Annotated in this window: 27 protein-coding genes; 9 read left to right on the forward strand and 18 right to left on the reverse strand. The window is 56.1% G+C overall.

Annotated elements, in window-relative coordinates:
- Positions 1-23: 23 nt before the first annotated feature.
- On the reverse strand, positions 24-1673 hold the full coding sequence (locus IM313_RS14175) for a methyl-accepting chemotaxis protein (RefSeq protein ID WP_047366986.1): 1650 nt from the start codon (positions 1671-1673) through the stop codon (positions 24-26).
- Between the two features lie 255 nt (positions 1674-1928).
- On the opposite strand from IM313_RS14175, the gene ytfE reads away from it, so the two are divergent.
- Positions 1929-2591: an iron-sulfur cluster repair protein YtfE gene (ytfE, locus tag IM313_RS14180; RefSeq protein ID WP_045631260.1), complete on the forward strand. Its 663-nt coding sequence runs from the start codon at positions 1929-1931 to the stop codon at positions 2589-2591.
- 86 nt (positions 2592-2677) lie between these two features.
- On the opposite strand, the gene cycA is transcribed toward ytfE, so the two are convergent.
- A complete protein-coding gene (gene cycA / locus IM313_RS14185) occupies positions 2678-4087 on the reverse strand; it encodes a D-serine/D-alanine/glycine transporter (RefSeq protein ID WP_041911474.1) in 1410 nt (469 codons plus the stop codon).
- Between the two features lie 312 nt (positions 4088-4399).
- Entirely contained in the window at positions 4400-5020 is a 621-nt protein-coding gene (fklB, locus tag IM313_RS14190) for an FKBP-type peptidyl-prolyl cis-trans isomerase (RefSeq protein ID WP_008502892.1), read from the reverse strand.
- A 233-nt stretch (positions 5021-5253) separates the two neighbouring features.
- Here fklB and IM313_RS14195 point away from each other — a divergent pair, with 233 nt between their 5' ends.
- Positions 5254-5892, forward strand: a complete 639-nt coding sequence (locus IM313_RS14195) for an OapA family protein (RefSeq protein WP_192972016.1) — start codon at positions 5254-5256, stop codon at positions 5890-5892.
- Between the two features lie 46 nt (positions 5893-5938).
- On the opposite strand, the gene IM313_RS14200 is transcribed toward IM313_RS14195, so the two are convergent.
- From IM313_RS14200 to rpsF, 5 genes are all read right to left on the reverse strand, one after another.
- Positions 5939-6868 (reverse strand): DMT family transporter, encoded by a 930-nt coding sequence (locus IM313_RS14200; protein ID WP_192972015.1) that lies wholly within the window; start codon positions 6866-6868, stop codon positions 5939-5941.
- A 152-nt stretch (positions 6869-7020) separates the two neighbouring features.
- Entirely contained in the window at positions 7021-7470 is a 450-nt protein-coding gene (gene rplI / locus IM313_RS14205) for a 50S ribosomal protein L9 (RefSeq protein WP_006810372.1), read from the reverse strand.
- Between the two features lie 41 nt (positions 7471-7511).
- Positions 7512-7739 carry a 30S ribosomal protein S18 gene (gene rpsR / locus IM313_RS14210; protein ID WP_000135199.1) on the reverse strand — a complete coding sequence of 76 codons (228 nt, stop codon included), beginning with the start codon at positions 7737-7739 and terminating at the stop codon, positions 7512-7514.
- A gap of 4 nt (positions 7740-7743) precedes the next feature.
- On the reverse strand, positions 7744-8058 hold the full coding sequence (gene priB, locus IM313_RS14215; RefSeq protein ID WP_028015270.1) for a primosomal replication protein N: 315 nt from the start codon (positions 8056-8058) through the stop codon (positions 7744-7746).
- A gap of 6 nt (positions 8059-8064) precedes the next feature.
- The gene (gene rpsF / locus IM313_RS14220) at positions 8065-8460 is read right to left on the reverse strand and encodes a 30S ribosomal protein S6 (RefSeq protein WP_192972014.1); all 396 of its coding nucleotides are present in this window, start codon (positions 8458-8460) and stop codon (positions 8065-8067) included.
- Between the two features lie 339 nt (positions 8461-8799).
- On the opposite strand from rpsF, the gene yjfY reads away from it, so the two are divergent.
- Entirely contained in the window at positions 8800-9075 is a 276-nt protein-coding gene (yjfY, locus tag IM313_RS14225) for a DUF1471 family protein YjfY (protein ID WP_028015269.1), read from the forward strand.
- A gap of 139 nt (positions 9076-9214) precedes the next feature.
- Here the strand turns inward: yjfY and IM313_RS14230 are convergent, their stop codons facing one another.
- Genes IM313_RS14230 through ulaA form a run of 6 tightly spaced genes read right to left on the reverse strand, consistent with a single transcriptional unit; the run spans position 9215 to position 13622 of the window.
- A complete protein-coding gene (locus IM313_RS14230) occupies positions 9215-9901 on the reverse strand; it encodes an L-ribulose-5-phosphate 4-epimerase (RefSeq protein ID WP_192972013.1) in 687 nt (228 codons plus the stop codon).
- Positions 9894-10754: an L-ribulose-5-phosphate 3-epimerase gene (locus IM313_RS14235; RefSeq protein WP_192972012.1), complete on the reverse strand. Its 861-nt coding sequence runs from the start codon at positions 10752-10754 to the stop codon at positions 9894-9896. Before IM313_RS14235 ends, IM313_RS14230 begins: the two co-directional genes overlap by 8 nt.
- 9 nt (positions 10755-10763) lie before the next feature.
- Positions 10764-11414, reverse strand: a complete 651-nt coding sequence (gene ulaD, locus IM313_RS14240; protein ID WP_023334265.1) for a 3-keto-L-gulonate-6-phosphate decarboxylase UlaD — start codon at positions 11412-11414, stop codon at positions 10764-10766.
- 12 nt (positions 11415-11426) lie between these two features.
- On the reverse strand, positions 11427-11894 hold the full coding sequence (gene ulaC / locus IM313_RS14245) for a PTS ascorbate transporter subunit IIA (protein WP_045259633.1): 468 nt from the start codon (positions 11892-11894) through the stop codon (positions 11427-11429).
- 9 nt (positions 11895-11903) lie between these two features.
- Entirely contained in the window at positions 11904-12209 is a 306-nt protein-coding gene (ulaB, locus tag IM313_RS14250; RefSeq protein ID WP_003856022.1) for a PTS ascorbate transporter subunit IIB, read from the reverse strand.
- Between the two features lie 12 nt (positions 12210-12221).
- Positions 12222-13622, reverse strand: a complete 1401-nt coding sequence (ulaA, locus tag IM313_RS14255; RefSeq protein WP_028015265.1) for a PTS ascorbate transporter subunit IIC — start codon at positions 13620-13622, stop codon at positions 12222-12224.
- Positions 13623-13980: 358 nt separating this feature from the next.
- Here ulaA and ulaG point away from each other — a divergent pair, with 358 nt between their 5' ends.
- Complete coding sequence (gene ulaG / locus IM313_RS14260) at positions 13981-15045, forward strand: L-ascorbate 6-phosphate lactonase (protein ID WP_006810379.1); 1065 nt, start codon at positions 13981-13983, stop codon at positions 15043-15045.
- A 110-nt stretch (positions 15046-15155) separates the two neighbouring features.
- Entirely contained in the window at positions 15156-15911 is a 756-nt protein-coding gene (gene ulaR, locus IM313_RS14265; protein ID WP_024907324.1) for an HTH-type transcriptional regulator UlaR, read from the forward strand.
- Here ulaR and yjfP read toward each other — a convergent pair.
- Positions 15908-16630 (reverse strand): esterase, encoded by a 723-nt coding sequence (yjfP, locus tag IM313_RS14270; protein WP_041911482.1) that lies wholly within the window; start codon positions 16628-16630, stop codon positions 15908-15910. The genes ulaR and yjfP overlap by 4 nt on opposite strands.
- A gap of 137 nt (positions 16631-16767) precedes the next feature.
- On the opposite strand from yjfP, the gene bsmA reads away from it, so the two are divergent.
- From bsmA to IM313_RS14285, 3 genes are all read left to right on the forward strand, one after another.
- Positions 16768-17097 carry a biofilm peroxide resistance protein BsmA gene (gene bsmA / locus IM313_RS14275; protein ID WP_028015263.1) on the forward strand — a complete coding sequence of 110 codons (330 nt, stop codon included), beginning with the start codon at positions 16768-16770 and terminating at the stop codon, positions 17095-17097.
- Between the two features lie 136 nt (positions 17098-17233).
- The gene (gene yjfN / locus IM313_RS14280) at positions 17234-17521 is read left to right on the forward strand and encodes a DUF1471 family protease activator YjfN (protein ID WP_032644956.1); all 288 of its coding nucleotides are present in this window, start codon (positions 17234-17236) and stop codon (positions 17519-17521) included.
- Between the two features lie 171 nt (positions 17522-17692).
- Complete coding sequence (locus IM313_RS14285; protein ID WP_126300231.1) at positions 17693-19624, forward strand: methyl-accepting chemotaxis protein; 1932 nt, start codon at positions 17693-17695, stop codon at positions 19622-19624.
- Here IM313_RS14285 and IM313_RS14290 read toward each other — a convergent pair.
- Positions 19621-21243 carry an isovaleryl-CoA dehydrogenase gene (locus IM313_RS14290; protein ID WP_047366978.1) on the reverse strand — a complete coding sequence of 541 codons (1623 nt, stop codon included), beginning with the start codon at positions 21241-21243 and terminating at the stop codon, positions 19621-19623. The two genes, IM313_RS14285 and IM313_RS14290, sit on opposite strands and share 4 nt — an antisense overlap.
- 194 nt (positions 21244-21437) lie before the next feature.
- On the opposite strand from IM313_RS14290, the gene IM313_RS14295 reads away from it, so the two are divergent.
- Positions 21438-22712, forward strand: a complete 1275-nt coding sequence (locus IM313_RS14295; RefSeq protein ID WP_063154919.1) for an MFS transporter — start codon at positions 21438-21440, stop codon at positions 22710-22712.
- A gap of 90 nt (positions 22713-22802) precedes the next feature.
- On the opposite strand, the gene rlmB is transcribed toward IM313_RS14295, so the two are convergent.
- Both rlmB and rnr read right to left on the reverse strand, forming a co-directional pair.
- The gene (rlmB, locus tag IM313_RS14300; RefSeq protein ID WP_041911487.1) at positions 22803-23537 is read right to left on the reverse strand and encodes a 23S rRNA (guanosine(2251)-2'-O)-methyltransferase RlmB; all 735 of its coding nucleotides are present in this window, start codon (positions 23535-23537) and stop codon (positions 22803-22805) included.
- A 65-nt stretch (positions 23538-23602) separates the two neighbouring features.
- On the reverse strand, positions 23603-26044 hold the full coding sequence (gene rnr, locus IM313_RS14305; protein WP_028015257.1) for a ribonuclease R: 2442 nt from the start codon (positions 26042-26044) through the stop codon (positions 23603-23605).
- Positions 26045-26075 lie beyond the last annotated feature (31 nt).

A 26075-nucleotide genomic window follows, 5' to 3' on the forward strand; every position in this document is an offset into this window, starting at 1 on the left:
GCTACGCCTTACCCGGCATGATGTTAAAACGTTTCCCAGTTCGCTTCAGACGCCGTCGCTGCTGGCTGCGTTTTTGGCACATAGGTTTTCACCGGTGCCGCTTTGACCGCCTGATTACGCGTTATTTTGAACACCGCTACCGCTTCGTTCAGGCGTGCGGCCTGATCTTCCAGCGCCGCCGCTGCCGCCGCAGACTCCTCCACCAGCGAGGCGTTCTGCTGGGTCACGCGGTCCATCTCGGCTACCGCCTGACCAACCTGGTCGATACCGCGGCTCTGCTCGTCAGAGGCAGAGGCAATTTCGCCCATGATGTCGGTCACGCGGGTAACCGCGTTAACGATTTCCGCCATCGTCGCGCCCGCTTCGTTCACCAGCTGAGAACCCGCGTTCACGCGCTCGCCGGAATCATCGATCAGCGCCTTAATCTCTTTCGCCGCCTGGGCGCTGCGCTGGGCAAGCGTGCGTACTTCTCCTGCAACCACCGCAAAGCCACGGCCCTGCTCACCCGCACGCGCCGCTTCCACCGCCGCGTTCAGCGCCAGAATGTTGGTCTGGAAGGCAATCCCGTCGATAACGTTAGTAATTTGCGCGATTTTGCTGGAGCTGGTGGCGATCTCGTCCATGGTGCGCACCACGCCTTCCACCACGTTACCGCCCTTCTTCGCGGTTGAGGAGGCATCCAGCGCCAGACGAGACGCCTGACGCGCGTTATCCGCGTTCTGCTTCACGGTGGCGGTCAGCTGTTCCATGCTGGCTGCCGTCTCTTCCAGAGACGCGGCCTGCTGCTCGGTACGAGAAGAAAGGTCGTTGCTGCCCGCCGAGATTTCACCCGCACCGGTATAGATGGTGTCTGCGCCTTCACGCACCACGCCCACGGTGTTCGCCAGCGAGGTTTGCATCTCCTGCACGTTGCGCGCCAGGATAGCCATTTCGTTTTTGCCTTCAGCCTGAATCGGCTGGGTTAAATCCCCTGCCGCGATGGCGCGGATATGGTTGATCACCTCTTCCAGCGGCAGCAGCAGCACCCGGCGCATGGCGATCCAACTGGAGATAATCACCGCAATGACGAGGATCATGACGGCAGAAAGGATCCACAGGATGCGCTTGTAGTCGCTTTCGTTATCCTGAATGCCTTTACTGGTGAGCGCAGCCTGCGCCTCGCGCCACTCGCGATAGACCTTTTGCATTGCCGTCTGCTTCTGTTCGGCATTCTGTTTGAACATATCTTCCAGGTTGCCCTGGCCCAGCAGAACGTTCATTTGCGTCAACGTGGCGGAGTAGATGCGGTACTGCTCTTCCAGCCGATCGGCCAGGTTCTCATCCAGACCCGGGGTATTCGGCAGGGCGTAGTATTTGTCGTAATGGACCTGTGCATTGGCCAGCAGATTTTTCGCGGTGTTAACAAGCTCGTTCAGCTGTCCGCCGTTAATCTGAGAGGCCATGCTGCTTTGCAGACGCAGCATCCCGCGGTTTAGCGTGACGCGCGCCTGGTTCAGGCTGATCCAGGCGTCGGTAAATTCCGCCACGTTCTGGCTGGAAAGCTGCGACACGGTGAAGTTGTCTTTATCGTTATTCAGCGCGTTGATAAAGATACCCGCGGAAATCACTTGCATGATGCCGAGCACAAGCAGCACCGAAATAAGAAGAGTAATGACTTTTATACGTTTAAACATGCGTTGCCTTTGTTATATGCAGGTTTGTCTGACGTGTATCTATCGGCACGCGCGGCGGGTTGTTTACTGTTTCTCCACCTTTAAAAACTTTCTAAACCACTTTCCTAAATCCATTCAGAGAGTTAAACGGGACATTTTTTTGTGATCCGCATCGCACTTTACCCCTTCCCTCTAAAGGGTTATAGCGCCGCCTTAAAGATGCATTTAAGATGCATTTAATATGCATCTTATATTCTTGATGACGAGGTAACTGATATGGCCTTTCGCGACCAACCCCTCGGCGAGCTGGCGCTCTCCATCCCTCGCGCTTCCGCGCTGTTCCGTAAATACGATATGGATTACTGCTGCGGCGGTAAGCAAACGCTGGCGCGAGCGGCCTCGCGCAAGGAACTGGACGTGGAGGCTATCGAAGCGGAGCTGGCGCTGCTGGCTGAACAGCCTGTTGAAAAAGACTGGCGCACCGCCCCGCTCACGGAAATCATCGACCATATCATCGTGCGTTACCACGACCGCCACCGTGAACAGCTGCCTGAGCTGATCCTGCAGGCAACGAAAGTTGAGCGCGTACATGCCGACAAGCCTTCCGTGCCGCGCGGTCTGGCAAAATACCTGACCATGCTGCATGAAGAGCTTTCCAGCCACATGATGAAAGAAGAGCAGATCCTCTTCCCGATGATTAAACAGGGAATGGGAAGCCAGGCGATGGGACCTATCAGCGTAATGGAAAGCGAGCACGATGACGCGGGCGAACTGCTGGACGTGATCAAACACACCACTAACAACGTCACACCGCCGCCGGAAGCGTGCACCACCTGGAAAGCGATGTACAACGGCATTAACGAGATGATTGACGACCTGATGGAGCACATCAGCCTTGAGAATAACGTGCTGTTCCCGCGGGCATTGGCGGGGGAATAAAAAAGCCCGGTGGCGCTAGCGCTTACCGGGCCTACAACGTCCTCGAACATAGGCCGGGTAAGCGTCAGCGCCACCCGGCAACATGCTTAACGCATGCCTGCCATCCGTTTCTTACCGATAAACAGCCAGCCCAGCCCCAGCGCGATAAACCACAGCGGCGTGACGATCAGCGCCTGACGGGTGTCATCTTCGAGCGTCAGCAGCACCAGCACGAACACGAAGAACGCCATGCACACCCAGCACATCAGCTTGCCCAGCGGCATCTTGTAGATCGACTTCTCATGCAGGTGCGGACGCTGTTTGCGGTACACGAGGTACGAGCACAGGATAATGGTCCAGACGAACATGAACAGGATCGCCGACACGGTGGTGATCATGGTAAACGCGCCAATTACGCTTGGGTTCACATAGAGCATCACCACACCACCCAGCAGGCACATGCAGGAGAAGGTCAGCCCTTTTGCCGGTACGGCACGCTTAGAGAGCTTGGCGAACGCGCTCGGCGCTACGCCCTCCTGCGCCAGACCAAACAGCATACGGCTGGTTGAGAACACGCCGCTGTTCGCAGACGATGCCGCAGAGGTCAGCACCACGAAGTTAATCAGGCTCGCCGCAGCAGGCAGCCCTACCAGCACGAACAGCTCAACGAACGGGCTCTTGCTGGGCACCACGGAGCTCCACGGCGTCACGGACATAATGATGATCAGCGCGAAGACGTAGAACATGATGATACGCACCGGTATGGAGTTGATGGCGCGCGGCAGGGACTTCTCCGGATCTTTGGTTTCCGCAGCGGTCGTTCCGACAAGCTCAATCCCCACAAACGCGAACACCGCAATCTGGAAGCCCGCAAAGAAGCCGCTGATGCCTTTCGGGAACCAGCCGCCGTCGTTCCACAGATGGGTGAAGGACGCCTGAACGCCCGTTGGCGACTGGAAGTGCGTCAGGACCATCACCAGGCCCACCACAATCAGCCCCACGATAGCGACAATCTTGATCATCGCGAACCAGAACTCCATCTCACCGAACATTTTCACGGTGGCGAGGTTGAGGCTCAGCAGCAGAATAATCACCGCCAGCGAGGCGACCCAGTCCGACAGCCCCGGGAACCAGAACTGCGCGTAAGCGGTAATCGCCACGACGTCCGCCATGCCGGTGACCACCCAGCAGAACCAGTAGGTCCAGCCGGTAAAGTAGCCCGCCCACGGGCCGAGCAGGTCCGACGCGAAGTCGCTGAAGGATTTGTATTCGAGGTTCGAGAGCAGCAATTCACCCATTGCGCGCATCACGAAGAAGAGCATAAAACCGATGATCATATAAACGAAGATGATCGACGGCCCGGCAAGACTGATGGTTTTGCCGGACCCCATAAACAGCCCGGTGCCGATGGCACCGCCGATGGCGATAAGCTGTATATGACGGTTTGTGAGATTGCGCCGTAGCGACTGTTCAGACGTCGCCTCTTCTGCAGCGGCGACTTTGACCTGATCTACCATGTAATTTTTCCTGTTTATGCCTGTCTGTGTTGTTAAGGCTCTTCTGGCCTTTAAAAACGTCAAATAAATGACGGTCCCTTCGTAAGGGTTTATCGATATTAGGTAAGAATCGGCGGGATGAATACTATGATTTAGATATTATGTTAATAATATGTTGAAAGTGAGTGTCATATCACTCATACAGCGCGAAACAGCTCACAAAAATACACGCAACAGTTTCGTTTGCAAGATAAAATGTTGATTCCGTCGTAACTATGGGTTTTATCACTATTTTCCTCTCCCCGGGCGGAGAGAGGAAATAAGAAAAGTCGATTACAGGATTTCCAGCAGCTCGACTTCAAATACCAGGGTGCTGAATGGCGGGATGGACGCGCCAGCGCCACGCTCGCCGTAAGCCAGGTTGTGCGGGATGGTCAGTTCCCATTTGGAACCCACTGGCATCAGGGTCAGGGCTTCGATCCAGCCCGCGATTACGCCGTTGACCGGGAACTCAGCCGGTTCGCCGCGCGCCACGGAGCTGTCGAACACGGTTCCGTCGATCAGCTTACCGGTATAGTGCACGCGAACGTGGTCGGTACGCGCCGGGATAGCGCCGTCGCCCTGGTTGATCACGCGGAACTGCAGGCCGGATTCGGTGCTGTTCACGCCTTCGCGCTCGCGGTTCTCTTCCAGATATTTCACGCCTTCGGCTGCCATCTCTTCGAAGCGCGCGCGACGCACAGCGTCAGCACGTTCGTGGATTTCACGCAGCGCACGATGCACAACGTCAACCGGAACGGCAGGCTGTTTGCCTTCCAGCGCATCAGCGATACCCGCCACCAGCGCTTCAGGTAACAGACCTTCCAGGCCGGATTCGCTCAGCTGCTGTCCTACCTGCAAGCCGATACCGTAACTTGCCTGCGCTTCGATAGTGTCAAAAGTCGGGGTGGTCATGGGTTTTCCTTCCATCACATTTAAAGTAGCGGGCAGCATATCAGCCATGCCCTTATGGGTAAAACTTTGTCTGAAGTTAAGGTGACAAACCGCGACGAAACAGAAACAATAGAGACAACCAGGATTAATCCCGAACTGATGTCACGGATGTCCGGTTTGCTACGTCGTTCAGGCAGTTAGCGAACTATACTTCGAAGCACAGGATATAAAAGACGCGGAGCAGGAGGAGAGCCATGCCCGGGCGATTTGAACTGAAACCTACCCTGGCGAAAATCTGGCAGGCGCCGGACAATTTTCGCATTATGGACCCGCTGCCTCCTCTGCACCGCAGGGGGATCATCATTGGTGCGCTGATGGTGATCGTGGGCTTCCTGCTTCCTTCCGGCGGTGATGATGTTGATACCGCGCCGGTCACCCGCAATGCGCAGCTGGATCTTCAGTCGCAAACGCGGCCGCAGTCTGACGCGCAGCCGATGCAGACGCAGCTGGTAACCCCGTCTAACGATCCAGGTCAGGTCGCGCCTGTTGAACCCGAACCCGTTCAGGATGAACAGGAGCAGGCCGCAGCGCCGTCTGAGCCGCAAACCCAGCAGCCGACCGGCATTGAGCAGCAGTGGCGTTCCTATCGCGTGGAGCCGGGCAAAACCCTGGCACAGCTTTTCCGCGACCACAACCTGCCGCCGACCGACGTGTATGCCATGGCAAAAGTGGAAGGCGCAGGTAAACCGCTGAGCAACTTACAGAACGGCCAGATGGTGCAGATTCGCCAGAACGCCAGCGGGGTGGTCACCGGTCTGACCATTGATACCGGAAATGGGCAGCAGGTGCTGTTTACCCGCCAGCCGGACGGCAGTTTCATCAGAGCACGTTAATGGCGTATGCCGGGTAAGGCGAAGCCGCCACCCGGCACTTTTGTTCTCAGGCACTCCGTTTATTCACCCACCAGATCCCCGTGCAGACCAGCACCAGCGCAATCGCGTATTTGATATCCAGAATGTTTTCGCCGAGGAAAATGGCGGAAAGCACCGTCCCTGCAACAGGAATGACAAAGTTGAACGGAGCAATCATGCTTACCCGGTTCACTTTCAGCAGCGCGCTCCACAGGGCGAACGCCACCGATGAGAGCAGCGTCAGATACCCCAGCACCGCAACGGCCTTCATGCTGTGCACTTCCAGCGTTCCGCCCGTGGCATAACCTCCCGCAACCAGCGCAGCCCCGCCTATCGCCAGTTGCCAGCCGGTCATCACCGTTGGGTCGACGGTCTGGGAAATACGTTTCCCGTAAAGCGTGGCGGCAGAGAGAATAAAAGCCGCCAGCACCACAAAACCGTCGCCTTTCCAGATAAACTGGAAATCGCTTAACCCACTGTGAAAGTTCACCAGCATCACCCCGGCAAACCCAAGAATACAGCCCAGCGTTTTGTTATAGCTGAGTTTGTCATTGTGGTAGATAAAGTGCGCCAGCAGTACGCTGAAGAAAGTCCCGGTGGCGTTCATGATTGAGCCGTTTACCCCCGTCGTGTAGGCCAGTCCTATATAGAAGAAAGTGTACTGACTGGTGGTCTGGGTCAGCCCGAGGATCGTGAGCTGGCCAAACTGCGCGGGCGTGAGCCTGCCAATCGGTTTGCGCTGGGCCAGCGCAAACAGCAGCAGCAAGGCACCGGCAAACAGAAAACGGTATCCGGCAAAAACGACTTTGGACGGAATATCATCGGTCGCGATCTGAAAGAGTTCGTAGCCATTTTTAATGGCCGGGTACGAGCTCCCCCAAAGCAGGCAGCAGAGCGTGGCGCAGGCGTAGGCCACATGTCGACGGGCAAAGACGGGCGTGGGCAGAGCGGTATCCATGACAAATCTCATAAATAAAATTGCGTTTCAATTTATTATCAGAGAATGCGTCAGGAATAGCTACCATACGAGATAAAAAGAGAATTTCCGGTAGCTTTAAATAGCAAAACGCCGGCACAAGGCCGGCGCTTCGACGCGAGCAGAGTAAAAAATTACTCAGCTACAACGTTAACAACCAGTTTAGCGAACACTTCGCTGTGAACCTGGAAGTCAACTTCGTGCTCACCAGTGGTACGCAGAACGCCGTTCGGCATGCGAACTTCGCTCTTAGCCACTTTAACGCCTGCTGCAGTAACTGCATCAGCGATATCGCGGGTACCGATGGAACCGAACAGTTTACCTTCGTCGCCAGCTTTGGAAGCGATGGTAACAGTGCCCAGTGCGTTGATTGCTTCAGCGCGAGCGTTAGCAGCCGCCAGAACGTCAGCCAGTTTGGCTTCCAGTTCAGCGCGACGTGCTTCGAAAAACTCTACGTTTTTCTTAGTAGCTGGAACAGCTTTACCCTGTGGAACCAGGAAGTTACGAGCGTAGCCCGCTTTAACGTTAACCTGATCACCCAGGCTGCCCAGGTTTGCTACTTTATCAAGCAGAATAACTTGCATTACCTTATCCTCTTAAAGTCGTATTAATGGACCGTGCCCGATTACTGATGACGATCAGTGTACGGCAGCAGGGACAGGTAGCGAGCGCGTTTGATAGCGCGAGCCAGCTGACGCTGATATTTTGCACGAGTACCGGTGATACGGCTTGGGACAATCTTACCGCTTTCGGTGATGTAGTTTTTCAGCGTTGCGATATCTTTATAGTCGATCTCTTGAACGCCTTCCGCGGTGAAACGGCAGAACTTGCGACGACGGAAATAACGTGCCATATGGCTAGTCTCCAGTATCTATCAAATCAATCTGCTCGGCATGCAGAACCATTTTGCTCAGGCCGTTCTTTGCCTTGTGGCAAGAGATGAACCCCTGAACGATTACTGCGCTACCGACCGTTAAACTGTGAGTAATGGCCTGGTTTTCGTGTCCGCTAATAATAACGGGCATTTGGCACCACGCCTGCCGGTGAAACCCGGCTTCCTCTTGCACAGAACGATGCTCAAGCACGAACTGGCAATGCGGAATTCCTGATGGACTGACCTTTCGAAGGGGAGCCCTGCATACGATGCCGGACAACGCCAGACGGTTGGTCATCAGAAATTACTCTTCAGAATCCCCAGCATCAGAATCATCTGCGGTTTCGTTTGCGAAATCATCGCGACGCTCACGGCGCTCGTCTTTCGCTTTAACCATCGGAGATGCTTCGGTAACTGCGTTTTTGGTACGCATAACCATGCTGCGGATAACGGCATCGTTGAAGCGGAAGGTAGTTTCCAGCTCATCGATCACTTCCTGCGGCGCTTCAACGTTCATCAGAACGTAGTGTGCTTTGTGCAGTTTGTTGATCGGGTAAGCCAGCTGACGGCGGCCCCAGTCTTCCAGACGGTGGATCGTACCATCTGCACCAGTGATGGCAGCAGAGTAACGCTCGATCATACCCGGAACCTGTTCGCTCTGGTCAGGATGGACCATAAAAACGATTTCGTAATGACGCATCGAATTGCTCCTTACGGATTATTCAGCCTCCTGTCTGGGTCAGCCGAGGCCCGGGGAGGCAAGGAACGTGTTAAAGGTCGGCTGAAAAATTGACGCGTCATAATACTTGCCCCCCCCAGGAAACTCAAGCTGATTGCACAAATAATTCGCACAAAGCGTAAAGCTGGTCTAAGTGGGTGATTTAAAATTAATCGCATCAGGAAGCGTTGTTTTTTTGAACAACTGCATCAGAAATGGTCACGCATCCCCGCCGGAGGAATGATTACACTTTAATCAGAGATCAACTGAATTAAAGAAGGAGTATTTCCCTCACACAGCACGCAGTCGTGGAGCGCAATCATGAAAAAAATCGCAGTAGCCATAATGGCGGTGCTTTTGCTCAGTGCAAACGCGATGGCAGCCATCAAAATAGACGGCCGGCAGGCCAGAAACATGGATGATGTGCACAGCTTGGGCGTAATCTATATCAATCATAATTTCGCCACTGAAAGCGAAGCAGATCGGGCACTAAATGAAGAGACCGATGCCCAGGGCGCAACCTATTACCACGTGATGTTAACCCGTGAGCCCGGCAGCAACGGCAATATGCACGCCAGTGCAGATATCTACCGGTAACCCTTAACGCTAGCACCAGGAAAGCCAACAACGAGAACATAGCCATAGTTGACGTTGCCCCCTGTCCGGGGGCTTTTTTTGTGAATGGCTCCGGAATACCACCGGTTACAACTGTTTTTCGGTATTCCAGAGCACTTATTCACTTCTGCCCGTAGTAGGCATTCGGGCCGTGCTTGCGCATGAAATGCTTGTTCATCAGGTAATCGTCAATGCCCTGAAGCTGTGGGTTGATGCCGCGGGCAATCCACGCCATGCGCGCCACTTCCTCCATGACAACCGCATTATGAACGGCGTCGTGGGCATCTTTACCCCAGGAGAACGGACCGTGCTGATACACCACAATCCCCGGCGTATGCAGCGGTTCAGTTTCACCCAGCGTTTCGATGATGACCTTCCCGGTGTTGAGCTCGTATTCGCCTTCCACTTCAGCCTGCGTTAATGCGCGCGTGCAGGGGATGTCGCCAAAGAAGTAGTCCGCATGCGTTGTTCCCAGCGCCGGAATCGCCAACCCCGCCTGTGCCCAGGCGGTGGCGTGCGTGGAGTGGGTATGCACAACGCCACCCAGCGATGGATAACGCTGGTACAGCGCCAGATGGGTCGCCGTATCAGAAGAAGGACGCCATTTGCCCTCAACGACGTTTCCTTCGAGGTCGACCACAACCATATCGTCCGCTTTCATGGTTTCATACGCCACGCCGCTCGGCTTGATCACAACCAGACCTTGTTCTCGGTCGATGGCGCTCACGTTGCCCCAGGTGAACGTTACCAGGCCATAGCGCGGCAGATCCATATTGGCCTCAAAGACCTGCTGTTTCAGCTTAAGCATGTTCAGCCTCCAGTAACCCCGCGCGCGCCATACGCTCGCGCACCCAGTCCCGCGCTTTTGCCACTTCCGCAGCCGGATCGTCTGACGTTTCGCTCCACATCTCAATCAGATAAGGCCCGCAATACCCTGTCTGTTTGAGCGTCTCGAAGCACCGTTCGAAATCCACCACCCCGGTGCCGAACGGTACGTTTTTAAACACGCCAGGGCGGGTATCTTTGACGTGCACCGCCACGATATGCCCGATGCCCGCCCGCAGCTCCATCTGCACGTCGTTATCCCAGGCCGACAGATTGCCGATATCCGGATAAAGCTGGAACCAGGGGTTATTCAGATAGTGCGCATAGCCCAGCGCCTTGCTGATGGAGTTCATCAACGGGTAGTCCATGATCTCCATCGCCAGCGTGACCTGCGCGCGGCTTGCCATCTCAACGCTCTCTTTCAGGCCGTCACGGAAACGACGGCGCGTTTCGTCGTTGGCTTCCTGATAGTAGACGTCGTAACCCGCCAGCTGGATCACGCGGATGCCGACATCCTGCGCAAAACGAATGGCTTTGCGCATGATCTCCAGCCCTTCAGCGCGCACGGCATCGTCTTCACTGCCGAGCGGAAAACGGCGGTGGGCGCTCAGACACATGGACGGCACGCGCACGCCGGTTTCGGCAATGGCGCCCACCAGCGCCAGGCGCTGCTCGCGACTCCAGTCCAGGCGAGAAAGGCGCACATCCGTCTCATCCACGGACATTTCGACAAAATCGAAACCCAGCTGTTTTGCCAGCCGTAACCGCTCCAGCCAGCACTCCCCTGCAGGGAGTGCCTTTTCATAGATGCCAAGCGGGACCTGTTTTGACAACATACCCGCTCCTTAACCCCAAAGCTGAGCGATTGAGCGTTTGAACTGACGCGCCGCTTCCACCGGAGATGCCGCGTCGCGAATGCTGCGGCCAGCGATAAAGACGTGAATAGGGATGCCCTGGAACAGCGGCAGATCTTCCAGCGCCAGGCCACCGGTGACGGTGACTTTGAAGCCCATATCCGCCAGACGCTTAATCGCGCTGATATCCGCTTCACCCCACGCCACGCCTGCGGCTTGCGCATCGCGGCTGCGGTGATAAACCACCTGCTGGATGCCCGCATCGCGCCACTCCTGCGCCTGCTCCCAGGTCCAGAAGCCGGTCAGTTCAATCTGCACGTCGCCGTTAAACTCTTTTGCCACGTCCAGCGCGCCTTTGGCGGTGTTGATATCCGCACAGCAGATCACGGTGACCCAGTCGGCGTTGGCTTCAAAGCACATGCGGGAAAGGATTTTGCCTGCGTCAGCAATCTTGGCATCCGCCAGCACGATTTTGTGCGGATAGAGCGCTTTCAGGTCACGAACGGCGCGCACGCCTTCGCCCACGCACAGAATGGTCCCCACTTCGATGATATCCACCTCTTCCGCAATCAGGCGGGTGGTTTCGTAAGCGTGAGACAGCGTCTGGTTATCCAGCGCAACTTGCAACATTGGTAATGACATGTTCAATTCCTCTTAAACGGCCGCCGCAGTGGCGTTATCAATTAAATCCAGCACTTCCTGCGCGGTGCGGCAGGCGCGTAAACGGTCAAAATTGGCTTCGTCATCAAACAGGTTGACGATCTGCATGATGCCCACCTCCTGGTGGGTGTTGGCATCAACGGCCGCCATGGTGATGAGAATGTCGACCGGGTCGTTATCTTCGTGGTTGAACACCAGCGGCGTTTTCAGCGTCACCAGTGCAAAACCGGTTTTCTTGACGCCCTCTTCCGGGCGGCCGTGCGGCATGGCCAGGCCCGGCGCAATCACGAAATAGGGGCCGTGCTGCGCCACGCCATCCAGAATGGCCTGGTAATAGCGCGGCTCGACAACGTCCGCCTTAACCAGCAGATCCACACTCAGCTTCACCGCTTCCTGCCAGGTGCTGGCGTCGGCCTGTAAAAGGATGGCGTTATTCTCTGCCAGCGAATCACGTAGTTTCATGTGGCGTCCTTACTTCACGTCTTGTGGGAAGTGTTCTTTGATCACTTCCAGCAGTTTTGGCCCGAAATCCGCAGGCGACAGCATGTTGCGCACGCCTACCACATATTTGTTGCCCGACACGCTAATCTCACCGGCAATATGAGTTGAAGCGATGATGATGTCCGCGCCGTTCAGTTCACTTTTGTATTCACCCACTGCGCAGCTGTTCACCGTGTGGTCGATGTTTGACTGGGTCAAAAACTGGTCCACTTTCATCTTCATGATCATGGAGCTACCTTGCCCATTGCCACACACAGCCAGGATACGTACGGTCATAATCGAAACTCCTTAATGAGCAGACACTTCTGCTGTTTGTTTTTCCGCATCTTCTTCAGCTCGCAGCGAACGGCCAGCGAAGAACATATAAGCCAGAGCAATCAGGATGATGACGGCCATAAAGGCCAGACCGACGGAGGCAAAGCCCTGCATCATCGGCGGTGCCAGAATTGACCAGTCCGCCATGCCCATCCAGGCGCTCATACCGGTGAGCTTGACCGCCCACACGCAACCGAAGATTTCCACCATGCCCATCACCAGGCAGATCTTGAGCGCCGCGCGCCAGCCGCCGAAGTGGTTCGCAAACACGCCAATGGTGGCGTTGGAGAAGAACATCGGGATAAAGCCAGGAATGATCAGGATTGAGGAGCCGCAGCCCACCAGGATGCCCACCGCAATCAACTGGCCGATGGTGCCCCACATAAAGCCCCAGACGACGGCGTTTGGCGCAAAGCTATAGATAGCCGCACAGTCAATCGCCAGTACCGCACCAGGGATCAGGCGCTGAGAGATGCCGTTAAAGGCTTCCGACAGCTCGGCGACGAACATACGCACGCCCTGAGTGATGATGAAAATCGCTACCGCGAAGGAGAAACCGGTCTGCAGGATATAGACCGTCCAGTGGGTTTTACCCGCCATCGCCTGCACGACGTCAATGCCGAAAGAGAGCAGAATGGCGCCGAAAAAGAGGGTCATCACAATCGCGGTGGAGACGATGTTGTCGTGGAAGATATTCAACCAGCCAGGCAGTTTGAGGTCTTCGACACTCTCCTCTTTTTTGCCCAGGTACGGCGCAACTTTATAGGCAATCCAGGCGGCAAACTGCTGCTGGTGACCGATGGAGAAACCACAGCCGTCGGTCACGATCTGCGTTGGCTTGTACATCATGTTGGAGGTGATACCCCAGTAGAGCGAGACCAGCACCGCGGTGCAGATAATCGTGGTCCACATTGGGTAACCGAAGATATAGAGAGAAACCGCGATCAGCCCCGCCTGCTGGAACATGATGTGCCCGGTGAGCATGATGGTGCGAATGCCGGTAATGCGGCGCAGGAGCACGTATATGATGTTCAGCGCCAGCGCGAGCAGCACCGCATACCCCACCCAGCTATAAGCATCACCCATGCGATCGATGGTCGCCATCATTGAGGCGTAGGTATCAGAGATAGCGCCGTTGATGCCATACACTTCCGACATTTTGGCGACGACCGGCTTAAACGTGCTGGTCAGAATGCCTGACCCCGCCTGCAACAGCATGAAACCGATAATGGTTTTGATGGTGCCTTTAATAATCACGCTGACGCTTTTGCGCAGCAGGATGTACCCCAGGCACGTCACGATACCCAGCAACAGCGGGGCGTTGGTCATTACCTGATTAAAGAAAACGGTAAAGACGTTGTAGAGGATCTCCATAACTCTCTCCAGAAATGAGAACACAAGGGGCAATCCCTGTGCGGTTGGTGCCATCACTCTATTAATCACAAATAATCATCACAAGATTGCATTTGATTATTTGTGACGCATCACGCAATTTATTTCCATGCTGTTAGTAATGATTTTCACTACCGCACCACAAAAATAAATTAATCCTTATAATTCATCAAATTAATGTTTAATGCAGGATAATCTAACAAGTAAAGAGTGGAGAGTCCGTGAAGTTGCGCAGATAAAATTCCGCATTTTCACCATTGCAAAGCACGTCAAATAGTGCCAGCATTAATCATAGCGAATCACTATGTGATTACTTTTGATTAAACCAGGAGTCAAAACGATGAGTAAAGTGAAAACCATTACCCGTGAATCATGGATTCTGAGCACCTTTCCGGAGTGGGGTAGCTGGCTGAACGAAGAGATCGAGCAGGAACAGGTTGCTCCTGGCACGTTTGCAATGTGGTGGCTGGGCTGCACCGGTATCTGGCTGAAATCTGAAGGCGGCGCCAATATCTGCGTCGATTTCTGGTGCGGCACCGGCAAACAGAGCCACGGCAACCCGCTGATGAAAAAAGGCCACCAGATGCAGCGTATGGCCGGCGTGGAAAAGCTCCAGCCGAACCTGCGCACCACGCCGTTTGTGCTTGATCCTTTTGCCATTCGCCAGATCGATGCCGTGCTTTCTACTCACGATCACAACGACCATATCGACGTGAACGTGGCGGCAGCGGTGATGCAAAACTGCGCGGACGACGTACCGTTTATCGGGCCGCAAACCTGCGTAGATCTCTGGATTGGCTGGGGCGTGCCGAAAGAGCGCTGCATCGTGATGAAGCCTGGCGACGTGGTGAAAATTAAAGACATTGAAATCCACGCGTTGGATGCCTTTGACCGTACCGCGCTGATTACCCTGCCGGCCGACCAGAAGGCTGCTGGGGTACTGCCAGACGGCATGGACGAGCGTGCGGTGAATTACCTGTTCAAGACGCCGGGCGGCTCCCTGTATCACAGCGGTGATTCCCACTACTCTAACTATTACGCGAAGCACGGCAACGAACATCAGATTGACGTGGCGCTGGGCTCGTACGGGGAAAACCCGCGCGGTATTACGGACAAAATGACCAGCGCCGATATGCTGCGCATGGCGGAAGCGCTCAACACCAAAGTAGTGATCCCGTTCCACCACGATATCTGGTCAAACTTCCAGGCCGACCCGCAAGAGATCCGCGTGCTGTGGGAGATGAAAAAAGACCGCCTGAAGTACGGCTTCAAGCCCTTTATCTGGCAGGTAGGCGGTAAGTTCACCTGGCCGCTGGACAAAGACAATCTCGAGTATCACTACCCGCGCGGCTTCGATGATTGCTTCACCATTGAGCCGGATCTCCCGTTCAAATCCTTCCTCTGATTGTGAGGCCACATCGCCAGACCCTGTGTCTGGCGATTTCATATTTATTTTAGTAATTTCACGCTATTTCAAATATCATCTTTTCAAATCAATTCTTATCGGAATAGCTCATGACGGAAGCGCAACGGCATCAAATTTTACTGGAACTCCTGGCGCAAACAGGGTTTATCACCGTCGAGAAAGTGATCGAACGTTTAGGGATCTCCCCCGCCACCGCGCGGCGAGACATCAACAAGCTGGATGAGAGCGGCAAGTTGAAAAAAGTCCGCAACGGCGCAGAAGCCATCAGCCAGCAGCGTCCACGCTGGTCGCCGATGAATATTCATCAGGCGCAGAATCACGATGAAAAAGTACGGATTGCCAGAGCGGCGTCGCAGCTGGTGAACCCCGGTGAGAGCGTCGTCATCAACTGCGGCTCCACGGCGTTTTTGCTGGGCCGTGAAATGTGCGGCAAGCCGGTGCAAATCATTACCAACTATTTGCCGCTGGCTAACTACCTGATCGATCAGGAACATGAAAGCGTGGTGATCATGGGCGGCCAGTACAACAAAAGCCAGTCCATCACGCTCAGCCCGCAAGACAGCGAAAACAGTCTCTACGCCGGGCACTGGATGTTTACCAGCGGCAAAGGCCTGACCGCTGACGGCCTGTATAAAACCGATATGCTGACCGCGATGGCGGAACAAAACATGCTCAACGTGGTGGGCAAGCTCGTTGTGCTGGTCGACAGCAGCAAAGTCGGTGAACGCGCAGGCATGCTGTTCAGCCGCGCAGAACAGATCGACATGGTGATCACCGGCAAAGGGGCGAACCCCGAGATCCTCCAGAAGCTGGAAGATCAAGGGGTGAAAGTCCTGCGCGTTTAAAGATGCTTGCGGAAAAACGCCACCGTGGCGTCCAGCGCCGCTGGCGTGATGCGGTGGCGGACGCCTGACTCCCACAAACAGGTCAGATTAGCGTCCAGTCCTTCATTCTTTAACGCCTGCTGCAGGCGGAAGGTTCCATCGGGCGGGACAACATCGTCCGCATCACCATGCCATAGCAGCAGCGGGCGATCGGCCAGACGCGGCAATGCCCGGGTCACTTCCCACTCTGCCAGCATCGGCGTAATTTCCGTTAAATCCTGAGGGGGGAAAAGCGTCTTCGCCAGCGAGGTAAAATAGCCCGAGCCCATCAGACAGGCGACAGACCGCACGTCAGGATGATGCGTCATAATCCCCAGCGCCGTCATGCCGCCCATCGACGCCCCGGCCACCGCCAGCCGATTATCGGCCACCAGCCCTGCCTCATAGAGCGCATCGCGCAACCCGGCAAACTCGGTCAGGCTGCCGTGCAGAATGTGCCAGAACTGCCCCAGTCGCGCCCGCTCATTGCCCGTAAAGCGCGCGCCGTGGTCAGGCGCATCCGGCATTACCACGCGAAAACCCGCCTGAGCCAGCGCCACTGCAAAATAACTGTAAACCAGTTTCGATGAGGTAAACCCATGATAAAAAACCACAACAGGCAGCGATTTATCACGTTTCCCTGCCGGCACAGCGTGTAAAATTTCATGGTCGCCGAGATGGCGTATTTCAATTTCAATCATTGTCGACCCTGTACGAATGAATGATTCATAATGTTGAGAACTGGATTACGGTTTGACGCTATTTTCATTCGAAAATTACGTTCCAGATAACACTTCGGGAACATTCCCCCAAAACTAAATTCGCAGACAACTACACTATGGCTAACAGGAAACGAGATATGGTTATGCACAGGTTTGCTGCTTTATTGCTGGTGTTTCTGCTCAGCGGCTGTAGCGCACTGCAGGGTACACCGCAACCCGCTCCCCCGGTTGCCGATCATCCGCAGGAGATTCGTCGTAATCAGACGGAAGGATTACAGCGAATGGGCACCGTCTCCGCGCTCGTTCGCGGTTCGCCGGATGATGCAGAAGACGCAATAAAGGCACAAGCCGTCGCTGCCAAAGCAGATTATTACGTCATTATTATGATCGACGAAACCATCATAACGGGACAGTGGTATTCACAAGCCATTTTGTACCGGAAATAATGGTTTACCTTTGAACGACATTTACACTGCTTTGCGTCCATAGACATTTTCCTGTCCACAATAAACTCCATGCCAGCGACAAGGAATGGGAGTTTATTCGCGAAGGATTGCCCGGCGGATACCGGAAATATGTGAAATGGAGCTGACGATGAAACGAACTCTTGCTTTGACCTCTCTGTTGCTCTCTGCAGGCCTGGTGAGCACCACCGCGCAGTCAGCAGAATTCGCCAGTGCGGATTGCGTAACAGGTCTGAATGAAATAGGCCAGATCTCCGTCAATAACATTCCGGGGAGCCCGCAAGACGTTGAACGTATCGTGGCATTAAAGGCCGATGAACAGGGCGCGTCATGGTATCGCATCATCCAGATGCAGGAAGATAACCATATCGACCAGTGGCGGGTACAGGCCATTCTCTACGTATAAATCCTTCCTGATAAAAGCCACTTATTTTTAGTGGCTTTTCGTTTTTGCAAATTTTTTATCTAATTTAAAACCACTCTAAAACAATAATATAACATTTTGTTACATTAATTCAGTAAACGTAATCTCCGCTCTGCCGTTGAAGAACCATACCTTTTCAATGATGAGCAATTTATGATCAATGTTTTCCGCCGTGCGGGCCTTGGAACAAAGCTGTCGCTGCTGACGGGCGTCAGTGTCGCCACGCTGTTTCTGCTTTTCACTTTCCTGCTCAGCCAAAAAGCCAGCCAGCAGCTTGAAGCCCTCGCGGTAGAAGATCTGCATAATCAGTCCACCGGTATGGTCGACATGGTGCAGATGTTTAATACCAGCCTGAGCGAAGAAGTCGAAAGCTACACCAGACTGTTTACGACATTTCTGCCTCAGCCGTTTAGCGTCGATACTCAGCAGACCCGGACCATAAACGGGCTCGCCGTTCCCCTGCTGAAAGGGGGCGACGCTGAACTCCATGAAAATACAACGTTTTCTGATGATTTTCTGAGCCGTACGGGAGCGATCTCAACGCTGTTTGTTCGCAGTGGTAACGACTTCATTCGCGTTGCCACCTCCCTGCGCAAAGAGAATGGCGATCGCGCTATGGGGACGGTTCTGGACACGAGCAGCCCGGCGTTTGCCTCCGTCACGAAAGGCGAGGTGTACCGCGGCCTGGCGCTCCTGTTTGGCAAGCGCTACATAACCCAGTACCAGCCCGTGAAGAACAGTGAAGGTCAGGTTATCGGGATCATCTTCGTTGGGGTGGATATCACTCACTCCTGGAATGTCATGCGCGAGAAAATCCTCAACCGCCGCCTGGGCGAGAGCGGGCACTTCTTCGTGCTGGACCGCAGCAACGGCAAAACGCGCGGTCAGTATCTGTTCCACGCCAGCGAAGAGGGAAAACTGCCGAAGTGGGATAGCGCCACCCAACAGCAGCTGTTGAGCGATTCCTCAGGCTCGCTGGAACGCGTAAGCGACGACGGTCGCACGCTGAAAATGGCCTATACGCCGCTGCCCGGCTGGAACTGGACCATCGTCGGTGAAGTGGATAAATCAGTCCTGCTCTCAAGCGTTAACGCTATGCGCGACCGTTTCCTGCTGGCCGGCGTAGCGTTGTCTGTCCTCTTCGCGGGCCTGTTTGTGATACTTATTCGCCGGATGCTGACCCGTCCGCTGCGTAACGTGATTGACCTTGCCCGCCAGTATGCCGCGGGCGATCTACGCTCCAGCCTGCCCGTGACCCGCCAGGACGAGGTTGGCCAGCTGATTGAAGCCATTAACGGTATCGGCGATGGGCTACAAAAAATTGTCCTGCAGGTCCGCGAGGCCGCGGGCGAGATCCATCTGGGCACCAATGCGCTGGCCTCCGATACCGGAGACATCTCCGAGCAGATCAACAAGCAGGCCAGCAGCGTTGAGGAGACCTCCGCCAGCATGGAGCAACTGGCCGCGACCGTGCAGCAAAATGCCGCCAACATGGAGCAAACGCAGCAGCTGGTAGGTGAAACCTCGCGCGCGGTTCATCAGGGTGGTGAAACGGTGACCCATGCGGTTGCCACCATGGACGACATTCGCGAAGCGTCAAAACGTATCGAAGACATCACCCGCGTGATCGAGTCCATCGCGTTCCAGACTAATATTCTGGCGCTGAATGCGGCGGTAGAAGCGGCACGCGCAGGCGAGCATGGAAAAGGTTTTGCTGTGGTCGCGCAGGAAGTTCGCGCCCTGGCAGGTCGAAGCGCCAACGCGGTGAAGGAGATTGAACATCTGATTGGCGATACCCTGCGAAAAGTGGGCGAAGGCCACGCGCTGTCTGAACAGACGCGTCTGGCGATGGATTCCATCATCGTTCATATCGACAACATCAGCCAACTGGTCACGGAGATTAACCACGCGTCACGCGAGCAGTCCGCGGGGATCGGCCAGGTCAATCTTGCCATGACCCACATTGGCGAAGCGTCGCATATCAATGCCGATCGCATCTCACGCAGCGAGCAAACCGCACGCACGCTGCGCGAGAAAGGGTCACACCTTACCCAGCTGGTCAGCCTGTTCCAGCTTAAACGCTAGCCAACCCTGCCCGTGGCGCGCAGCAGCAGATCGCTTTGCACCTGCACATTCATGAGCGTACCGCCACGGGTATCCAGCATCATGCGGCACCACGCCTGCGCCACGGGCGGCGATGCGTGCCGCAGCATCTGGCTGCCGGCCCCCAGCAAAAAGAGCTGCTGAGCGATCTCCCTCCCCTGCGCCTCCTGCGGTTTACGCAGCTTTTGCTGAAGCTGCCGCCAGCTGCGGTCAAAGTGTCTGTCCTGTCCTTTGACCTGGGCAAACTCGTCGGCAAGCAGGTCGTGGATACCTGACTGCTTTGCCAGCACCCGCAGCACGTCCAGGCACATGATATTGCCCGATCCTTCCCAGATGCTATTCACCGGCATCTCGCGATACAGGCGTGGAAGTTCATTCTCCTCGCAGTACCCGACGCCGCCGAGTGCCTCCATCGCCTCCGCCACGAACGGAATGCCCGCTTTGCACACGCTGAATTTTGCGGCCGGGGTAAAAAGCCGCGCCCAGGCGGCCTCCTGCGGGTCGGTGCGGTTATCCCACGCCCGGGCCAGACGGAACAGCAGCGCCGTGTGCCCCTCCAGCACCAGCGCCATACGGCTTAGCACTTCACGCATTAGCGGCTGATCGATAAGATTTTTGCCGAAAGTCTGACGCTGATGGGCGTGGTACAGCGCCACGGAAAGCGCCCGGCGCATTAGCCCGTGGCTGCCCAGCGCACAGTCGAAGCGCGTCAGCCCGCCCATCTTCAGGATTTGCCGCACGCCTTCTCCCTCTTCACCCAGCAGCCAACCGGAGGCATCGAGGAACTCCGCCTCGCTGCTAGCGTTCGAGCGGTTGCCGAGCTTGTCTTTCAGACGTTCCAGCCGTACGGCGTTGCGCTGTCCGTCGGGTAAGAAACGCGGGACAAAGAAGCATGACAAACCGCCTTTCGCCTGCGCCAGCACCAGATGCGCATCGCTCTGCGGCACGGAGAAAAACCACTTGTGGCCCACCAGACGGTAGCTGCCGTCGCTGCATTTTTCCGCTCTGGTGGTGTTGCTGAGCACGTCCGAGCCGCCCTGCTTTTCCGTCATTCCCATGCCGATCAGCAGGCCGCGCTTTTGCCCACCCGGCGCGAGATGGGGATCGTAACGGTCGCTCATCAGCGGCGTTAACCATTCATGAAACGGTTTGGGCAGCGACTGCTGCAACAGCGGCGTGGCGGCGAAGGTCATGGTCACCGGGCATAACGTCCCCGCTTCTACCTGAGCATGGAGCACGAAGCGCGCGGCCCTGGCGACGAAAGAACCTTTTCGTGCCTCTTCCTCCCATGCCAGATTATGTACCCGGTTAGCGCAGAGCCCCTGCATCAGCAGGTGCCATGCCGGATGAAAGCGGACGTCATCCAGCCGCTCTCCCGTGGGGTCGTAGCGTAATAGCTCCGGCGGATTCACGTTCGCCAGCCTGCCCAGCTCCAGCGACTCCGCCGTGCCTAACTGTTGTCCAATGCTGGCAAGAAGATCCATATCCCACTCGGCACCCTCGCGCGCAACCGCGTCGCGCAGGGCGCAGTCAGAGAGGAAAAGGTTGCTGTTAGAGAGTGGGGCTGGTTGATTAAAAACGGTATGGGTCTGCCAGTGCATGCTGTCTCCCTCCTTCAGTGGCAATGAAGGTAAGTATGGACAGACCGTATGAACGCTGCATGGGAGTGAGGTCACACGATGGCGATCCCGCTGATATCATTCGTGAAATAGCTCACAGAACATAAGAATAAACTATTTCATTACTTCTCTTATGTTGAATAATTTATTCTTAACCCGTCTTTGTGAGGATCGTTATGCAACAGGATGCGCACAAGCGAGCATTAATTGCAGGCTCCATTGGTAACTTTATCGAATGGTATGAGTTTGCGGTCTACGGTTTTCTGGCGACCGTGATTGCGAAGAACTTCTTCCAGCTTGAGGGAGAGGCGGGACTGACCAGTCTGATCCTCACCTGGGCCTCGTTTGCCATTGCCTTCTTCTTCCGTCCGCTGGGGGCGGTGGTATTTGGCCGCATTGGTGACAGGATAGGCCGAAAACCGACGCTGATTATTGTGCTGGTGCTAATGACGCTCGCCACCACGGCCATCGGCATCGTGCCCGTCTACGCCAGCATCGGCATTGCTGCACCGCTGATCGTTACGCTGCTGCGCATCCTGCAGGGCCTGTTCGCGGGCGGCGAGTACGGCGGTGCGGTCTCACTGATGACGGAATTCGCCCCGCGCGGCAAGCGCGGTCTGTACGGCGCGTGGCAGTCCTTTACCGTGGCGCTCGGGCTGCTAGCAGGCGCAGGTATTGTCGCGCTGCTCTCCGTCCTCCTCACGCCTGAAGCCCTGCACGACTGGGGCTGGCGCATTCCTTTCTTCCTGGCGCTGCCGATGGGCGTGGTCGCGCTGTGGCTGCGGGTGAGCATGGAAGAGACGCCGAGCTTTGTGCAGCAGAAGGAAAAAGCGGTCATTGCTCAGGCCAGTACTTCCGCCACGCTCAAAACCATCCTGATGGGCATTGGCCGCGTGATGGTCTGGTCCGCGGCGGGGTATACCTACCTCGTGATCATGCCGACCTATCTGCAGTCGGCGCTGCACACCGGGTTTAATCAGGCGCTGCTGATAGCGGTGATTTCTAACATTGGGTTTGCGCTCACCATCATTCCGTCGGGAATGCTGAGCGACAGGATCGGGCGGCGAACGGTGATGATTATCGCCACCGTGCTCCTGCTGATCCTCGCCCTGCCGCTGTTGAAAATTTTGCAGGCGGAATCCAGTACGCTGGCGGTCAAAGCGATTGTGGTGCTGATTGCGGGCGGTCTGGTGGGCATGCTGGCGGGGCCGGGGCCGGCGATGCTGTCTGAGATGTTCCCGACGCGCGTGCGCTATACGGGACTGGGGCTGGCCTATTCGTTATCGAACGCGATTTTTTCGGGCTGTGCGGGGTTAATCATTACCGGGCTGATTAAGCAGACGGGCAACCTGGACATTCCGGCCTATTACGTGATGGCAACGGCGGTGGTGAGTATTTTCGCGCTGATGACGCTCAGGAAGGATGACCATTTACGGTCGTTAGAGGAGTGAGATTGTCACCGTCTGGTGCCCTCACCCCGGCCCTCTCCCACGGGGAGAGGGAGAAAACACTAAAGGCCGTCCTTTGGACGGCCTTGCTGTTTATTCTCCGCGCTGGCGCACCGCTTCAAACAGGCAGATACCCGTTGCAACGGAAACGTTCAGAGACGACACGCTGCCCGCCATCGGGATACTGATCAGCTCGTCGCAGTGCTCGCGCGTCAGACGACGCATGCCTTCACCTTCCGCCCCCATCACCAGCGCAAGACGGCCGGTCATTTTGCTCTGATACAGAGTATGATCCGCTTCGCCCGCGGTACCGACGATCCAGATATTCTCTTCCTGCAGCAGACGCATGGTGCGCGCCAGGTTGGTCACGCGGATCAGCGGAACGTTTTCCGCCGCGCCGCAGGCCACTTTCTTGGCCGTCGCGTTCAGTTGCGCGGAGCGATCTTTCGGTACGATCACCGCGTGCACGCCCGCCGCATCCGCGCTGCGCAGGCACGCGCCGAGGTTGTGCGGATCGGTTACGCCATCCAGAATCAGGAAGAACGGGTTTTCCAGCGCGGCAATCAGATCCGGCAGGTCGTTTTCCTGATACTGACGGCCCGGCTTCACGCGGGCAATGATCCCCTGGTGCACCGCGCCTTCGCTTTTCTCATCCAGGAACTGGCGGTTCGCCAGCTGGATCACCACGCCCTGCGCTTCCAGCGCGTGGATCAGCGGCATCAGACGTTTGTCTTCACGCCCTTTCAGAATAAACACTTCCTGAAAACGCTCCGGTGCGCGCTCGAGAAGGGCCTGCACCGCGTGGATGCCGTAAATCATTTCACTCATTGATGGTTCTCGTAATAAGTATTTCCCCTCTCCCGGTTGGGGAGAGGGTCAGGGTGAGGGGAGAATTACTCCGCCTGCTTTTTCTTGGCTGCGCGCTTTGCTTTTGTCGCGGCAGCGATTTTCTGCGTCTTCGCGGAAGGCTTTTTCGCTGAGCGAGCCTCTTTCTTCGCCGCCTTTGGCTTCTGTTTCTTCTCGCCGCGGAATGCGCTGTCCGGCTCGAAGTTTACCTTTTTGCCCGCCTGGCGACGTTTACCGCTCGCTTTGCCGTTTCCGCCTTTTTTCGCCCTTTCACGCTCGGTTTTACCGACGTTACGCGGCGCGCGCTCGCTGGAGATCAGGCTGAAGTCGATTTTACGGTCATCCATATTCACGGCTTCGACCTTCACTTCCACGCGATCGCCGAGACGGTAGGTCTGGCCGCCTGATTCGCCAATCAGACGCTGGCCGACCTGGTCGAAGCGGTAGTAGTCGTTATCCAGGCTGGAGACGTGCACCAGACCGTCGATAAACAGCTCATCCAGACGAACGAAGAAACCAAAGCCGGTCACGCTGGCAATCACGCCCTTAAAGACGTTGCCCACCTGATCCAGCATAAAGTCACACTTCAGCCAGTCCGCCACGTCGCGCGTCGCTTCATCCGCACGGCGCTCGGTCATGGAACAGTGCTGACCCAGTTGCAGCACTTCGTCCATGGAGTAGTGATAGCCGCCGGTTTCGGTCGTGTTGCCTTTATGGCCCTGCTCATGCGCCAGCAGATACTTGATCGCGCGGTGCAGTGACAGATCCGGATAGCGACGGATCGGCGAGGTAAAGTGCGCGTAAGACTGCAGCGCCAGGCCGAAGTGCCCCCGGTTTTCCGGATCGTAAATCGCCTGCTTCATGGAGCGCAGCAGCATCGTCTGCAGCATTTCCGCGTCAGGACGATCGCTGATGGATTCCAGCAGTTCGGCGTAATCGCGCGGCTCAGGCTTATTACCGCCAGGCAGCTCCAGGCCGAGCTCAGCCAGCACGGAGCGGAACGACGTAATGGCTTCCGTGGTCGGCTTATCGTGAATACGGAACAGCGCAGGCTCTTTGGCTTTCTCAACGAAGCGTGCCGCCGAGATATTCGCCAGAATCATACACTCTTCGATCAGCTTGTGCGCATCGTTACGCTGGGTCTGTTCGATACGCTCAATGCGGCGCTCGGCGTTGAAGATAAACTTCGCTTCTTCGCTCTCAAAGGAGATCCCGCCGCGCTCTTCGCGCGCCTGCTCCAGCGTTTTGTAGAGGTTATGCAGCTCTTCAATGTGTTTAACCAGCGGCGCGTACTGCTCGCGAAGGTCCTGGTCGCCCTGCAGCATATGCCAGACCTTGGTATAGGTCAGACGCGCGTGCGAGCTCATTACCGCTTCGTAGAATTTGTAGCCCGTTAAGCGCCCTTTGGTGGAGATGGTCATCTCACATACCATACAGAGACGGTCAACCTGCGGGTTCAGGGAGCACAGGCCGTTGGAGAGCACTTCCGGCAGCATCGGTACCACCTGCGACGGGAAGTAGACCGAGGTACCACGGCTGCGCGCTTCGTTATCCAGCGGCGTGTGCGGACGAACGTAGTAGCTTACGTCAGCAATGGCCACCCACAGACGCCAGCCGCCGCCGCGTTTTTTCTCGCAGTAGACCGCGTCATCGAAGTCGCGAGCGTCTTCACCGTCAATGGTGACCAGCGGCAGACTGCGGAGATCCACACGGCCCGCTTTAGACTCTTCCGGTACTTCTTCGCGCAGGTTTTCGATCTGCTCTTCGACCGCTTTCGGCCAGACGTACGGAATTTCATGGGTACGCAGCGCCATATCGACGGCCATGCCAGTGCCCATGTTATCGCCCAGCACTTCGACGATTTTACCGACCGCTTTGGTGCGACGGGTCGGACGCTGGGTGAGTTCAACCACCACCACAAAGCCCATACGCGCGCCCATCACCTCTTCAGGTGGGATCAGAATATCGAAGCTCAGACGGCTGTCGTCCGGCACCACGAAGCCTACGCCCGCATCGGTAAAGTAGCGGCCCACAATCTGGCTGGTTTTTGGCACCAGCACGCGAACCACGCGTGCTTCGCGGCGGCCTTTACGGTCTGCACCCAGCGGCTGCGCCAGGATCTGGTCGCCGTGGATGCACATTTTCATCTGTTCGGATGAGAGGTAAAGGTCGTCCTTACGGCCTTCCACGCGCAGGAAGCCAAAGCCATCGCGGTGACCAATGACGGTCCCTTTCAGCAGATCGAGGCGTTCCGGCAGCGCGTAGCACTGGCGGCGGGTAAAGACCAGTTGCCCGTCACGCTCCATCGCGCGCAGGCGGCGGCGAAGGGCTTCAATTTGCTCTTCACCTTCAATATTTAATTCAACGGCAAGTTCTTCACGATTGGCGGGTTTTTCGCGTTTTGTTAAGTGTTCAATGATGAACTCGCGGCTGGGGATAGGATTCGCGTATTTTTCGGCTTCGCGTTCCTGGAAAGGATCTTGTGACATGTCGGTTCCTCCGTTGTCAGCTCCGGTGGAA

The sequence above is a fragment of the Enterobacter cloacae complex sp. P2B genome (genome assembly GCF_014895985.1).
Lineage (GTDB): Bacteria > Pseudomonadota > Gammaproteobacteria > Enterobacterales > Enterobacteriaceae > Enterobacter > Enterobacter bugandensis.